Annotated in this window: 12 protein-coding genes and 1 tRNA gene; 5 read left to right on the top strand and 8 right to left on the bottom strand. The window is 64.6% G+C overall.

The annotated features are described in order from the left end of the window. The first annotated feature begins 38 nt into the window (after window positions 1–38). From ACED18_RS09020 to ACED18_RS09030, 3 genes are all read left to right on the top strand, one after another. Window positions 39–1,511 carry an ATP-binding protein gene (locus tag ACED18_RS09020; protein ID WP_377291278.1) on the top strand — a complete coding sequence of 491 codons (1,473 nt, stop codon included), beginning with the start codon at window positions 39–41 and terminating at the stop codon, window positions 1,509–1,511. Window positions 1,512–1,632: 121 nt separating this feature from the next. Continuing rightward, window positions 1,633–1,709 (top strand) — tRNA-Arg (locus ACED18_RS09025). A 332-nt stretch (window positions 1,710–2,041) separates the two neighbouring features. Beyond that, entirely contained in the window at window positions 2,042–4,396 is a 2,355-nt protein-coding gene (locus tag ACED18_RS09030) for a methyl-accepting chemotaxis protein (RefSeq protein WP_377291280.1), read from the top strand. Window positions 4,397–4,481: 85 nt separating this feature from the next. Here ACED18_RS09030 and ACED18_RS09035 read toward each other — a convergent pair whose 3' ends face one another. After that, a complete protein-coding gene (locus ACED18_RS09035; RefSeq protein ID WP_377291282.1) occupies window positions 4,482–5,432 on the bottom strand; it encodes a nucleoside hydrolase in 951 nt (316 codons plus the stop codon). 278 nt (window positions 5,433–5,710) lie between these two features. On the opposite strand from ACED18_RS09035, the gene ACED18_RS09040 reads away from it, so the two are divergent. Continuing rightward, the gene (locus ACED18_RS09040) at window positions 5,711–6,142 is read left to right on the top strand and encodes an Hsp20 family protein (protein ID WP_377291284.1); all 432 of its coding nucleotides are present in this window, start codon (window positions 5,711–5,713) and stop codon (window positions 6,140–6,142) included. A 53-nt stretch (window positions 6,143–6,195) separates the two neighbouring features. Next, on the top strand, window positions 6,196–6,453 hold the full coding sequence (locus ACED18_RS09045; protein ID WP_149738692.1) for a DUF1150 family protein: 258 nt from the start codon (window positions 6,196–6,198) through the stop codon (window positions 6,451–6,453). Window positions 6,454–6,501: 48 nt separating this feature from the next. Here the strand turns inward: ACED18_RS09045 and ACED18_RS09050 are convergent, their stop codons facing one another. From ACED18_RS09050 to ACED18_RS09080, 7 genes are all read right to left on the bottom strand, one after another. Continuing rightward, window positions 6,502–7,203, bottom strand: a complete 702-nt coding sequence (locus ACED18_RS09050; RefSeq protein WP_377291286.1) for a tRNA (guanine(46)-N(7))-methyltransferase TrmB — start codon at window positions 7,201–7,203, stop codon at window positions 6,502–6,504. Between the two features lie 113 nt (window positions 7,204–7,316). Continuing rightward, window positions 7,317–8,555 (bottom strand): methionine adenosyltransferase, encoded by a 1,239-nt coding sequence (gene metK / locus ACED18_RS09055; RefSeq protein WP_377291288.1) that lies wholly within the window; start codon window positions 8,553–8,555, stop codon window positions 7,317–7,319. 152 nt (window positions 8,556–8,707) lie between these two features. Continuing rightward, a complete protein-coding gene (locus ACED18_RS09060) occupies window positions 8,708–9,127 on the bottom strand; it encodes a helix-turn-helix domain-containing protein (protein ID WP_377291290.1) in 420 nt (139 codons plus the stop codon). Between the two features lie 160 nt (window positions 9,128–9,287). Beyond that, window positions 9,288–10,871, bottom strand: coding sequence for an apolipoprotein N-acyltransferase (gene lnt, locus ACED18_RS09065; protein WP_377291292.1), 1,584 nt, complete (start codon window positions 10,869–10,871; stop codon window positions 9,288–9,290). A gap of 216 nt (window positions 10,872–11,087) precedes the next feature. Next, window positions 11,088–12,251, bottom strand: coding sequence for a hemolysin family protein (locus tag ACED18_RS09070; RefSeq protein WP_377291294.1), 1,164 nt, complete (start codon window positions 12,249–12,251; stop codon window positions 11,088–11,090). A 28-nt stretch (window positions 12,252–12,279) separates the two neighbouring features. Then, window positions 12,280–12,786, bottom strand: a complete 507-nt coding sequence (gene ybeY / locus ACED18_RS09075; protein WP_377291296.1) for an rRNA maturation RNase YbeY — start codon at window positions 12,784–12,786, stop codon at window positions 12,280–12,282. A gap of 24 nt (window positions 12,787–12,810) precedes the next feature. Continuing rightward, window positions 12,811–13,860 (bottom strand): PhoH family protein, encoded by a 1,050-nt coding sequence (locus ACED18_RS09080; protein WP_377291298.1) that lies wholly within the window; start codon window positions 13,858–13,860, stop codon window positions 12,811–12,813. Between the last annotated feature and the right edge of the window lie 2 nt (window positions 13,861–13,862).

The following is a 13,862-nucleotide window of genomic DNA, read 5'->3' on the forward strand; positions in this document are numbered from 1 at the left end:
AGGCGGGCAGCAGGGCGTCTTTGGAGGAACGGAAGCGCGTGGCGAGCGAGGAGATCAAGCCTGATGTGAAGCCGGCAATTGCCGAGCCGGGCTTTTTCCGTGGCCTGTCCGGGCGGCTCCTGCTCCTGACCGTCATCTTCGTCATGGTGGCGGAAGTGATGATCTTCGTTCCATCGGTGGCGACGATGCGGCTTCGCTGGCTGAGCGACCGGCTGAACACCGCCGCCGCCGCCGCCGTCACCGTGGCCGGCCTCGACAATATCGAGCTGCCGCGGGCCGTGCAGGACGAGACGCTGATGGCGACCGGCACCAAGACGATCGCGCTGCGTCGCCAGGACGCGTCCCGCCTGATCGCCACCGTCGAGGATCCCGTCGATATCTATGCACAGTACGACATGGCGGACGTCAGCTCCTTCGACGCCATCCGCGACGCGCTCGACACGCTGATCTTCGGCGGCAACCGCACGATCCGGGTGTACGGCCCGATCGGCGAGAGTGACCAGACGATCGACGTCGTCATGCGTGACAGGAACCTGCGCAAGGCCATGCTCACCTATGCGCGCAACGTCTTCATCCTGTCCTTCTTCATCTCGCTGATCACTGCCACGCTGATCTTCGTCGCGGTCAACCGGCTGACGATCGTTCCCCTTCGCCGAATCATCGGCAGCATGCAGGACTTCGCCAGCCATCCCTCCGATCCCGACCGGGTTCTGGTCCCGACCGATGGTCGCGACGAGATCTCCATTGCCGGCCAGCACCTTGCCGCCATGCAGACGCAACTGCAGCGCACGCTGCGCGAACAGAAGAACCTCGCCGAGCTCGGTCTCGCCGTGTCGAAGATCAATCACGACATGCGCAACATCCTGTCCTCGGCGCAGCTGATCTCCGACCGTCTGAACGACGTGGACGACCCGATCGTCAAGCGATTCGCGCCGAAGCTCCTGCGGACCATCGACCGGGCCGTGGGCTACACGACCGACGTGCTGGCCTATGGCGGGACCAGGGAAGAGCCGCCAAACCGGCGCAAGCTGCAGCTTCAGCCGCTCGTCGCCGATGTCTCCGACATGCTGGGCCTCGACGGCCAGAGCGACATCACCTTTGCGATCGAGGTGGACGAGACGATCGAGATCGATGCGGATGGCGAACAGATCTTCCGCGTCATCCACAATCTCTGCCGCAACGCCATGCAGGCGCTGACGGCCGACGAAACGCTGGTGCAGCGCAAGATCACGGTCTCGGCGTTGCGTATCGGATCCGTCGTCTCCATTTCCGTCGACGATACGGGTCCCGGTATGCCGCAGAAGGCGCGCGAGCACCTCTTCACCGCCTTTCGCGGGTCGGTGCGCTCGGGCGGAACCGGTCTCGGCCTTGCCATTGCCCGCGAAATCGTGCTTGCCCATGGCGGCACCATCGCGCTTGTGGAAAAGCCCACTTCCGGCACCCTGTTCCGCATCGAACTGCCTGACCAGCCTGTTTCCCTCGACACCTTCCGCAACCGCCTGCGACACTGACCGCCACGACCTCCGGGACAGTTTGTCATCGCCGCGTCACACTTTTTTTCGCAACGGCGCTTGCATTCCCCGGAAGGACGTTTTAGAGGATCGCCACGCCGACGCGATCAGCGCGGCAGACGCACCCGTAGCTCAGCTGGATAGAGCACCAGACTACGAATCTGGGGGTCAGGAGTTCGAATCTCTTCGGGTGCGCCATTCTTTTCCAAAGCCTCCTTCTTTACATCACTGGTGATCGAGCGCGGCAGTTTGCGTTGTGATGCCGTAGGCCGCGTCGAGGCGCAGGCCTGACGGTCAGCGCGCAGGCGCCTGCACGGTGCCACCAAGATGTCGCAACGCCCCCTTCCGCTCCTTTTCGCCCTTTCGCGCTGTGGTGGAGGAGGCTTCACCGTATGACAATTGTGCGACGCAATATCTGAGGGCGAAGTTTCATTAGAAATTTAACATTTGTCAGGGATGGTCGGTGCCAGTTCACCCTTCAACCACATCCGTGATGCAAGGCGCGCGATGTGGCACTTCATGGAGTTTACATGCCGTCCCTGATCCCGAAGACCCTGGCAGCCAAGCTGATGGCCGTCACCGCTGGAACCATTGCGGCTGTCTTGCTTGCCTCCAATGTGGTTCTCATCTCGCAGACGCAGGAGCGCGTCACGACGCTGGTGTCGGATCAGGCGGGCTCCGAGGCAAAGGCGATTGCCGCAGAAATCGCGGCGAGCGTCGGCGAGCTCGCGAGCGCTGCCCGCACCATGACCGGCGTCATCGGACGCGCACACCAGGACGGGAAGATCGACCGCGAAGGTGCGATCACCATGCTGAAGGCCAATCTGGAGCAGCATGCCTTTGCCTTCGGAAGCTGGTTTGCCGAAGCGCCGCAGGCCTTCGACGGCAAGGTCATCAAGGACGATCCTGCCAAGGGCGGCAACAAGGACGGCGCCTTCACGCCCTACTGGTCGAAGAACAAGATGGGCGAGGCCCAGTTCTCGACGTTCGCCGCCAATTATGCGGCCGAATGGTATGATGCGGCGGCCAAGAGCGGCAAGGGCGCGATCACCAAGCCCTATCTCGCGGAAGGCACGGATGTGCCGACCACGATGAGCTCGATTGCCTATCCGGTTTTCTCCAACGGCAAGTTGATCGGGGTCGGCGGCGCGGACATCTCGCTCGGCTCCCTCAGCGAACGCGTCTCCGGCATGCGCCCCTTCGGCACAGGAAGCGTCATGCTGGTTTCCCAGGACATGAAGTGGCTTGTCGGCCCCAGCCCGGACGTGATGATGAAGGATGTCGATGGCGCCGGCACCGATGCCATCAAGGCGGCCCTTGCAAGCGGGACGACGACGGAGCTTGCACATATTGCCGGGCGCGACGGGCAGGATGCGCACCGGCTCGTGATGCCCTTCCAGCTACCGGGTCTCAATGCCCGCTGGGTGCTGCTCATCGATGTCCCGACCGCCGTCATCAGCGCACCGGTCAACCAGCAGACCTACATGATGATCGCCGGCGGCGTCGCCGTCCTCCTCGTCGTGCTGCTCGCGCTTTATCTTACCGCCCGGCAGTTGATCCAGCGCCCGCTGGCAAGCCTGGTGCGGGACGTCGCGCAGCTGAGCGGCGGCAACTACAACGAGCCGGTTGGCGGTCAAGCCAAGTCGGATGAAACCGGCGCCGTCGCCAGGGCGCTCGAAGGCTTCCGCCACAAGCTTGCCGATACGCATCGGCTGGAAGCGGAGACGGAACGCCAGCGCGGCGTGGCCGAGAGCGAGCGCCAGCGCAACGAGCGGGAGCGTGCAGCCAGTGCCGCCCTGCAGCGCGACATCGTCACGAAGCTTGCCGCCGGCCTTTCCGAACTCTCGTCGGGCAACCTCACCTACCGCATCACCGACGAGTTCCCCGGCGAATACGCGCAGATCAGGACCGATTTCAACTCCGCGATCGGCAGCCTCGAACAGACGATCGCCACGGTCAACGCCGCGGTCGCCAATATCGGCACCGGCACGGGCGAGATCAGCGCTGCATCCGGCCACCTCTCGCAGCGCACCGAGCAGCAGGCCGCAAGCCTGGAAGAGACCGCCGCCGCCCTCGACGAACTGACCTCGCAGGTCAATGCCAGTGCCGACAATGCCCGCACGGCCGCAACCTCGGTGCAGGCCGCCAGCGGCGATGCCGAACAGTCCGGCGATGTCGTGCAGCAGGCCATCACCGCCATGCAGGGCATTGCCCAGTCCTCCGGCGAGATGAGCCGCATCATCGGCGTCATCGATGACATCGCCTTCCAGACCAATCTTCTCGCGCTCAATGCCGGCGTGGAAGCGGCACGCGCCGGGGAGGCCGGCAAGGGCTTCGCGGTGGTCGCCCAGGAAGTGCGCGAACTTGCCCAGCGTTCGGCCAATGCGGCCAAGGAGATCAAGGGGCTCATCAATGCCTCCGCCGGCCAGGTCCGCGAGGGCGTGGATCTCGTCGGCCGGGCCGGGGATGCGCTGGAAAAGATCTCCACGCAGGTCATGCAGATCAACGGGCTGATCCGCCAGATCTCGAATTCCGCCGGTGAACAGGCCGTCGGCCTCAAGGAGATCAACGCGGCCGTCAACCAGATGGATCAGGTGACCCAGCAGAACGCGGCCATGGTGGAAGAAACCACCGCGTCCAGCATGGCGCTCAACGAGGAAGCCAGCCGGCTGGCCGAGCTTGTCGCCCGCTTCCGCATCTCCGCCGCGCAGGGCCGCATGGAGACGAGCCCGGCGGCACGCCTGCGCCAGACGGCGCAGACCATGCGCGCCGCAGCCACGCCGGCCCGGGAGCAGGCGGCACCGCGCCGCGCCAGCGCACCGAAGGTCGCCGCCGCCGGTGGCGGTGGTGGCAGTGGCGCCGACAGCTCCTGGGAAGAATTCTGAGCCGGTGCGCTGACACCAGCTTGAAAGACCGACGGCCCGGAGATCGCTCTCCGGGCCGCTTCATTTTCGTTGGCGGGACGGCGCCTCAAAGACGCGCGACGCGCTCCGTCAGCAGTTCAAAGAAGGCCTCGTCATCGATGAAGCGCATGACATGGGCATTGTGCGGACGCTTCGTCACCTGCCACCAGTCCACGACGGTCATGCCGACCGTCAGCGCGGAGTCCGTCTCGATCTCCACATTGCAGTCGCGGCCGCGGAACAGCTCCGGGCGGATGAGATAGGCAATGACCGTCGGGTCGTGCAGCGGACCGCCATCGCTGCCATATTTCTCGACATCGAAGCGCTCGAAGAAATCGAGCATTTCGGCGAGCGCGATGGCCGGCGCGGTGCCGAGTGCGCGGATCTTCTCCACCCGGCGGCGCAGCGTCAGCACGCGGTGGGTGACGTCGAGCGGCATCATGACGATCGGGATGCCGGCGGCAAAGACGATCTTTGCCGCGTCCGGATCGACATAGATGTTGAATTCGGCGGCGGGCGTGATGTTGCCGCCCTCGAAATAGCCGCCGCCCATCATCACCAGCTGGCGGACGCGCGGGGCGATGTCGGGGGCACGCTGGAGGGCAGTGGCGATGTTGGTGAGGGCGCCCAGCGTGCAGAGCGTGATGGTGCCTTCCGGCTCGGCGCGCAGCGTGTCGATGATGAAATCGACGGCATGCTTGTCCTGAAGGGGCATGGTCGGGTCCGGCAGATCGGGCTGCGGCCCGTCGATGCCGGTGCGGCCATGCACATGCTCGGCGGTGACGAGCTGGCGGACCAGCGGACGCTCGGCCCCGGCAAAGACGGGAATGTCGGTGCGGCCGCACAGTTCGCAGATGACGCGGGCATTGCGGGACGTCCACTCGAGCGGCACATTGCCGGCGACCGCGGTGATGCCGATCACCTCGATTTCGTCCGGGCTTCCCAGCGCCAGCATGATCGCGGCGGCATCGTCCTGGCCGGGGTCGGTGTCGATGATGATCTTGCGGCGCTCGGCCATGGCTCAACTCCTCGAATGCGTGTCGGTATCCGTCTCAACGATGCGAATGGTTCTAGCGCGGATTTTCCTGCGTGTCCCTCCCGTCTCCATCGCCCGGCCGGATGTTAACCACTTGAATTGCGCATGATGATTTGCGTGGGAGGGGGTGGCCATGCGCCTTGCGTTCGCGGGCGGCACTTCCCATATTGCGCCGCATGGATGCCTCAGGGGTCCATCGAACGGCCGCTGCGCGTCACGCGTGCGCGGCGCCAAGTCGCTTGAACGCCAAGGGCTTTGACATGAGCAGGATGACGACCTTTACCAGCCCTCTCCTTCTGGGCTTCGATGCCATGGAGAAGACGCTGGAGCGCGTTGCCAAGGGCAATGACGGCTATCCCCCCTACAATATCGAGCGGCTGGCCCGCGACGTGGCCGCCGACATGCCGGAGCGGCTGCGCATCACGCTCGCCGTCGCCGGCTTTTCCGAAGACGAACTCGACGTCACAACGGAAGAAAACCAGTTGGTGATCCGTGGCCGGCAGACGGAGACGCAGGAGCGCGATTACCTCTACCGGGGCATTGCAGCGCGTCAGTTCCAGCGCATCTTCGTGCTGGCCGACGGCATGCAGGTGCTCGGCGCGGACTTGCGCAACGGGCTTCTCTCCATCGATCTCGTTCGTCCGGAACCCGCCCGCATGGTGCGGAAAATTAACATTTCCGTTTCAGACTGAGGCTCAAGCGAAGGTCGGCATCTCCTGCCCTCGCCGACGACGGAGCAGAGCCTATGGGACTGAAAAGTCTGAACACGTCCATGTCCAAGAATGACCTCGCCCGCTTTGGCGCCGGCGAATTCGGGTATATCCGCAAAATCCGGTCCGAAGATGTCTCGCGTTGCTTCCCGGAAGCGCCTGACATGGATCCCGGCATCGATCTCTGGGCGCTGTTCGGCGCCGACGGCACGCCGATCCTCCTGACCGACAACCGCTCCAGCACCTTCTACAAGGCGGCCGAAGACGAGCTGAAGACGGTCAGCCTGCACTGATGGCGACGCGATCGGGCGGTCGGGGAACCGACCGCTCCCGCAACACTCCTATTTCCGGATGAAGGTGAGGTAGGCAGAGCTTCTGCCTTCCCGCTTCGCCTTGGCCTCATAGCGCGTGCTCGGCCAGGTCGGATAGGGTGTCAGCCAGTCGGCCGGGCCTTCCGCCGGCCAGTCGAAGGCGCCGTGCGCGCGCGTCTTCAGAAGCGTCCAGTTGACATAGGTATCGATGTCGGAGGCAAAGCAGAAGCGGCCGCCGGGCTTCAGCACGCGCGCGAAGCGGTCGAGATTGACCGCGGAGACGAAGCGGCGCTTCCAGTGTTTGCGCTTCGGCCAGGGATCGGGATAGAGCAGGTCGATCTGGTCGAGGCTTGCGGCCGGCAGCCAGTCGAGCACGACGGTGGCGTCGTCATCGTGCAGGCGGATGTTGGAAAGCCCCCGCTCCTCCACCTGCGCCACCAGCTTCGCCATGGAATTGACGAAGGGCTCGACGCCGATGAAGCCGGTCTGCGGGTTCTCCACGGCGCGGTGGATGAGATGCTCGCCACCCCCGAAGCCGATTTCCAGCCTCAGACGCTCGATGCCGGCGGGGAAGAGATCCCTGAGATCGGCAGGCGCGGGATTGGCGAGGTCGAGCCTGAGGCGCGGCAGGATCGTGTCCAGCTGCTCGGCCTGGCGGCTGCGCAGCGGCTTGCCCTTGCGACGGCCGAAGAAGGCTTCGCTGGCGCGGCTGGCGCGGGGCTCGTCGGTCATCGGCTCTGTCCTCTGGGCAATCGATCGTCTTGGCGCCACGCGGGGCGCCGGATGTGAAAACGGGTGCCCCCTTCCGGAAGCACCCGCCCTCATAATGCCAGTTTGCGCGCGTGTCAGCCCTTCAGCGCATCCTTCAGCGGCTTCACCAGATCGAGCTTCTCCCAGGAGAAGGAGCCGTCGCGGCCGGCCTTGCGGCCGAAGTGGCCGTAGGAGGCCGTCTTGGCGTAGATCGGCTTGTTCAGGTTCAGGTGCCGGCGGATGCCCGACGGCGAAAGGTCGATCACCTTGCGGATGGCGGCCTCAACCTCATCCTCGGTCACCGTGCCGGTGCCGTGCAGATCGACATAGATCGACAGCGGCTGGGCGACGCCGATGGCGTAGGAGAGCTGGATCGTGCAGCGATCGGCAAGGCCGGCGGCCACGACGTTCTTGGCGATGTAGCGGGCGGCGTAGGCAGCGGAGCGGTCGACCTTCGTCGTGTCCTTGCCGGAGAAGGCACCGCCGCCGTGCGGGGCGGCACCGCCATAGGTGTCCACGATGATCTTGCGGCCGGTGAGGCCGGCATCGCCGTCCGGACCGCCGATGACGAACTTGCCCGTCGGATTGATATACCAGGCGCAGTCGTCGGCGATCTTCAGGTCGGCCAGCGCTTCGCGGATATAGGGCTCGACGACCGTGCGGACCTTGGCCGAATCCCAGCTTTCGTCCAGATGCTGGGTGGAGAGCACGATGGAGGTCGCTTCGGTCGGCTTGCCGTCCACGTAGCGTACCGTCACCTGGCTCTTGGCATCGGGCCCGAGCTTGCCGGCGTCGCCCTCGCCCTTCTTGCGGGCGGCGGCGAGCAGGTCGAGAATGCGGTGCGAGTAGTAGATCGGCGCCGGCATGAGCTCGGCGGTCTCGCGGCAGGCGTAGCCGAACATGATGCCCTGGTCGCCGGCACCTTCGTCGCCCTGCTTGTCGGCGGCATTGTCGACGCCCTGGGCGATGTCGGCAGACTGCGAGTGCAGGAGCACGTCGATGCGTGCCGTCTTCCAGTGGAAGCCGTCCTGCTCGTAGCCGATCTCGCGGATCGCCTTGCGGGCGGCGGACTTGAACTTGGAGGGGTTGATGACGTCCTTGCCGTCCTTGTCCTTCTTCATCAGGCTCGGCGGCAGGCGCACTTCACCGGCAATGACGACGCGGTTGGTGGTTGCCAGCGTTTCGCAGGCGATGCGAACCGTCCAGGGATCGACGCCGGTCTTGGCGGCTTCGCGATAGACGAGATCGACGATTTCGTCGGAGATCCGGTCGCAGACCTTGTCCGGATGGCCTTCCGCCACGGACTCGCTGGTGAAGAGGTAGTTGGCACGCATCGGGAATTCCCCTCAAAGAAAGTTTGGCTCGGTTGAACGACTCTGCTGCGATAACACAAAGGCAGAAGGATATAAATATATCCTTATGTGACACGGATACGAAAAAAGCGGCACTCTGGCCGCTTTTCGTGAACCCACAGGCTTGTCCGAAGCTAGTCGGTCTCCGCGTCGGCGGCGATTGCCTTGACGAGATCGACGATCTTGCGACGCACCTTGGGGTCGGCAATCTTCACGAAGGCGCGGTTGAGCTGAAGACCTTCGGAGGAGGACAGGAAATCCACCACGTAGTTGGAGCTCGACGCCTCCGAAAAGCCCGACTGCGTCACGCCGGCTTCGCCCGGCGCATCCTCGAAGAAGAAGGAGACGGGAACGTTGAGAATGCCGGAGATGTTCTGCAGGCGGCTGGCACCGACGCGGTTGGTGCCTTTTTCGTATTTCTGGATCTGCTGGAAGGTGATGCCGAGTTGTTCGCCGAGCTTTTCCTGGCTCATGCCGAGCATCGTTCGGCGAAGCCTGATCCGGCTGCCGACGTGAATGTCGATCGGATTGGGCTTCTTCTTGTTCTCAATCATCGTCATCATCCTAAGAAACCTGTTCGTGTGAATTCAACCCGGCACGTTAAGCCACTGCCAGCCCTTAAAGACAAATGCTGACAGCGTCTCCGTTTCAACGTGGTTGAAGATTGCCCCCGCGGCACTATGCAATTTTAGGGATTTCCGGTCAATTCACCGGTCAAGTGCTTTGTTTACGCGTGTAAAGTGCGATCAGCAGCATGAGCGCGCAACCAATGAGAAAACCACGCGTCTGCCACGGATGCGGGATCGGACGCGGCTCCTTGGCGGGCAGATCGACATCGACAAAACCCTTGGCATCGAGTTGCAGGCCATCCACGACATCGCCACGCGCCGTCACCACGGCCGACACGCCCGTATTGGCGACACGGATGAGCGGCAAACCCGTCTCCACCGCGCGCAACTGCGCCTGATGGAAATGCTGGAATGGGCCGGGCGTCTTGCCGAACCAGCCGTCATTGGTGATGTTGAGCAGCGCGTCCGTGGTCGCCGTTGTCGCCTCGATCTCGTCGGGGAAGATCGCCTCGTAGCAGATCAGGGGATAGAAGACCTTGCCGCCGGGAAGTGTCAGGGGCTGGTGGGCCGGCGCCGACGAATAGCCGCCCGGCATGGAGGCGGCGAGCGCCTGAAGACCGGCCTCCTGCAGCAGGCTTTCGAAGGGCAGGTATTCGCCGAAGGGCACGAGATGCACCTTGTCGGCGGCCGCAACGATCTGGCCGCGATCGTCGATCACGTAGACGGAATTGTAATAGCGCGGCGGCAGGCCCGGGCCCGCATCCTCCGAGCGCACGGCGCCGGCGATCAGCACCTGCCCGTCTTCCAGAACATCGGCGATGCGCACCAGCGCATCCGGGTTCAGCGTCAGGATGAAAGGGATGGAGGTCTCCGGCCAGACGATGATCTTGGGCTTGGGGCGGCCCTCGGCGGGTGCGGCGGCACTCAGCGCCAGATGCTCCTCGAAGATCCGGCCACGCTCGGCATCGTCGAGCTTCTTGGCCTGGTCGATCACCGGCTGGACGATGCGGATCGGCAGTGCCGGATCGAGCGCTGCGGGCGCCGGGCGGCTCAAGACGAACGCGCCGTAGCCGACATGGGCAGCCGCGAGCACGAGCGCGAAGGCGACACCCGGCACGAGGCCCCGGCGCGTGCCGAACAGCGCGGGCGTGGCGAAGACGAAGACGGCAAGGGTGGTGACCGCCCACAGGCCGATGGCGCCGGCCGACTGCATGAGCAACGGCACGGGCATGACCGCATAGCCGATCGCATTCCACGGAAAGCCGGTGAACAGAAAGGCGCGCAGCCATTCGAAGAGGCCGAAAGACGCGGCCAACGCGCAGATGCGCCCCGCCCCTTCCGACCAGAAAAGCCGGGCAACGAGCGTCGCGAAGCCGAAGTAGACGGCGAGGAAGGCCGGCAGGCCGATGATGCCGAGCGGCATCAGCCAGGCGAATTCGTCGGCTTCCACGAGAAAGGCCGCCCCCAGCCACCAGAGGCCGGCCAGGAAATAGCCGAAGCCGAACCACCAGCCGATCATGAAGGCCGGCAGACGGCGGCGGATCATGCCGGCGCCGGCCCTGCCCGTCGCGCCGTCGATCAGCCAGACGAGCAGGGTGAAGGAAACGAAGGGGGCAAGAATGACGAAGAACGGTGCCTGCGCGAGCACGGCCAGCGCGCCGGCCAGCATGGCCAGGAACACCCGCCCGATCCCCGATGACAGGATCACGCGGCTTGCCAGTCGTTCCATTGAGCTTCCCCTCCGCAACGCATCCATCGGCAGCGGCGCCGGTCTCGCGCGGGCGCCCGCCCCCAAGACGGGGCGCCGGCCGAATCACGCTGCAGTCTTCCAAAAAAGTCGGAGCTTGTCGTCCCATGGCTGGGATGCGCGGGGCTGGCCGGCGCGGCCGACCGGATTCTCTTCAGTCGAAGGGGAGACAGCCGGCGTTGGCCGGCTGCGGGGGTATCAGTTGCGCGTATCGCCGGCCGAGGGACCGTCCGCAGACAGGACGGGGTCAGCGATCGGTGAGCCCGTCGGCTCTCCCGGTGAGGCATCTTCCTTGAGACGGCGGCGCACGGCGGGCGCACGGCGGCGCATGATGCGCACGCGCTTGACCCTCCGCGGATCGGCATCGAGCACCTGGAACTCGAAGCCTGGAATGGCCTGCACCACCTCGCCACGGGCCGGAATACGGCCAAGCGCCGCGAAGATCAGGCCGCCCAGCGTATCGACATCCTCGATCTGCTCGGTGACATCGAAATCCGGGCCGATCGCCTTGGCGATCTCCTCGAGTTCCACGCGCCCATCGGCCACGAAAATGTCGTCGGAGGTGCGGGCAAACATCACCTCCTCGTCGTCATGCTCGTCCTCGATATCGCCGACGACCATTTCGACGATGTCCTCCAGCGAGGCGAGACCGTCGGTGCCGCCATATTCGTCGATAACGAGCGCCATCTGGATACGGGCGGCCTGCATGCGCTGCATGAGATCGAGCGCCGGCATGGAAGGCGGAACGAAGAGCAGCTTGCGGATGATCCCGGCTTCCTCGACCGTCTTCGTCAGGTCGACGCGGCCGAGGTCGAATTCGGCGCGGGGCTGGCGCGTCGGCTTTTCCGGCTTCTCGGCCGCAACGGGCCGCGCGCCGTTGCGGCGCTTGTTGCGGGCCTGCTTCGTCACATAGGCGAGAAGGTCGCGGATGTGGACCATGCCGCGGGGGTCATCGAGGCTTTCGCTGTAGACCGGCATGCGCGAACGGCCGGACTCCTCGAAGAGAACCATGAGTTCGCCGAGCGTGATGCTCTGGTCCACCGCCTCGATATCGGCGCGCGGCACCATGACGTCCTCGACCCGGATTTCCCGGAAGCGCAGGATGTTGTTGAGCATGGCGCGCTCGGCGGGGGAGAAGGCATCGTCGCTGCCGCCCTCGGTCATCAGGGCATCGGCAAGGTCTTCTCGCAGATTCGCTGAACTGCCTGCCCGGAAAATGCGGGCTGCCCGTTGCCAGAAGGAGCTGTGCGATCGCCCGCTCTCGCTTCGCGAGGCGGCGCCTGTACTGCCAGCCTCGTCCGAAGACGAGGCGTCCGCCTCGTCCTTGTCGACCGTCAAAGGTCCTGTCTTGAAATCGTTCATCGTTCCAAACTGTCAAACCGGGTCAAAGTCACACCGGATCGGTGTCCCCGTAGGGATCAGATAGCCCAAGACCGGCCAAAATGCGAGTCTCAAGCCCTTCCATCTCTTCGGCGTCGTCCTCTTCAACGTGGTCGTAGCCAAAAAGATGCAGGAAACCGTGCACCATCAGGTGGGTCAGATGGGCCGCGAACGGCTTGTCCTGCTCGATGGCCTCACGGGCCACCGTCTCCTGCGCGATGATGATATCGCCCAGCATCGGCCCCGGCATGTCACCGGGCTCGGTCGGAAAGGCGGGAAAGGAAAGCACATTGGTCGGCTTGTCGAAACCGCGCCATTCGGCATTGATCTTGCGGATTTCGGCATCGCTCGTGAAGACCAGCGACAGCTCGACCGGCTGGATCGCGAAGGGCTGTTCTTCCTCGACCGCCAGGAAACCGGCGGCGAATTCGAGCACGCGGGAGGCCTCGGCGAACAGTGCCTCCTCGTCGGCCCAATCGCCTTCCTCGCGGGAAATCTGGATATCGAGACGTGTCATGTCGTCAGATCACCGCCTCAGCGGTCACCGCTGCTCGCTTTCGTCCGGAACCGCCGTCTGGGCCTCGTAGGCCTTGACGATGCGTGCAACCATGGGATGGCGCACGACGTCCACATCCTTGAAGCGCACGACCGAGACGCCCTCGACATCGCGCAGGATCTGCAGCGCCTCGACCAGGCCGGACTTGACGCCGCGCGGCAGGTCCACCTGGCTCGGGTCGCCCGTCACGATCATGCGGCCGTTTTCACCCAGACGCGTCAGGAACATCTTCATCTGCATGGATGTCGTATTCTGCGCTTCGTCGAGGATGACGGCGGCGTTTGCCAGCGTGCGGCCACGCATGAAGGCCAGCGGCGCGATTTCGATGACGCCGGCCTGGATGGCGCGTTCCACCTTGTCGCCGGGCATCATGTCGTAGAGCGCGTCATAGAGCGGGCGCAGGTAGGGATCGACCTTTTCCTTCATGTCGCCGGGCAGGAAGCCGAGGCGTTCGCCCGCCTCGACGGCCGGGCGCGAGAGGACGATGCGATCGACCGCGCCGCGCTCCAGAAGCTGGGCTGCGTGCGCCACGGCGAGATAGGTCTTGCCGGTGCCGGCGGGTCCGACGCCGAAGACGAGTTCGGAACGCTCCAGCGCGCGCATGTAGACGTCCTGCGTCGGGGTGCGGGCGGCGATGGTCTTCTTGCGGGTCGAGATCTGCGCGAGGTTCAACTTGGCTTTCCGCTCCATGGTCGGCAGCTGCAACTGGTCGTCGGCGGCCTGGACCATGCGGATGGCGCCCTCCACGTCGGATTTCTCGATCGTACCGCCCTTCAGCAGGCGATCATAGAGATAGTCGAGCGCGTTGCGGGCCTGATTGGTGGCGACGATATCGCCGGAGATGGAGACCGAATTGCCGCGCGGGCGCGCATCGATGTGCAGCCGTTCCTCGATCAGCTTCAGGTTCTGGTCGAACTGGCCGAAGAGTTCGCTGGCGTAGCGGTTGTTCTCGAAGGTGAGCACGAAGTGATTGGCACCGGCCGCAGAGGCTTTCGACTGGCGCGATGGCGACGTCATCAATTCGTGTCCGTTCAAGC

The organism is Rhizobium sp. SG2393 (assembly GCF_042610495.1).
GTDB lineage: Bacteria > Pseudomonadota > Alphaproteobacteria > Rhizobiales > Rhizobiaceae > RU20A.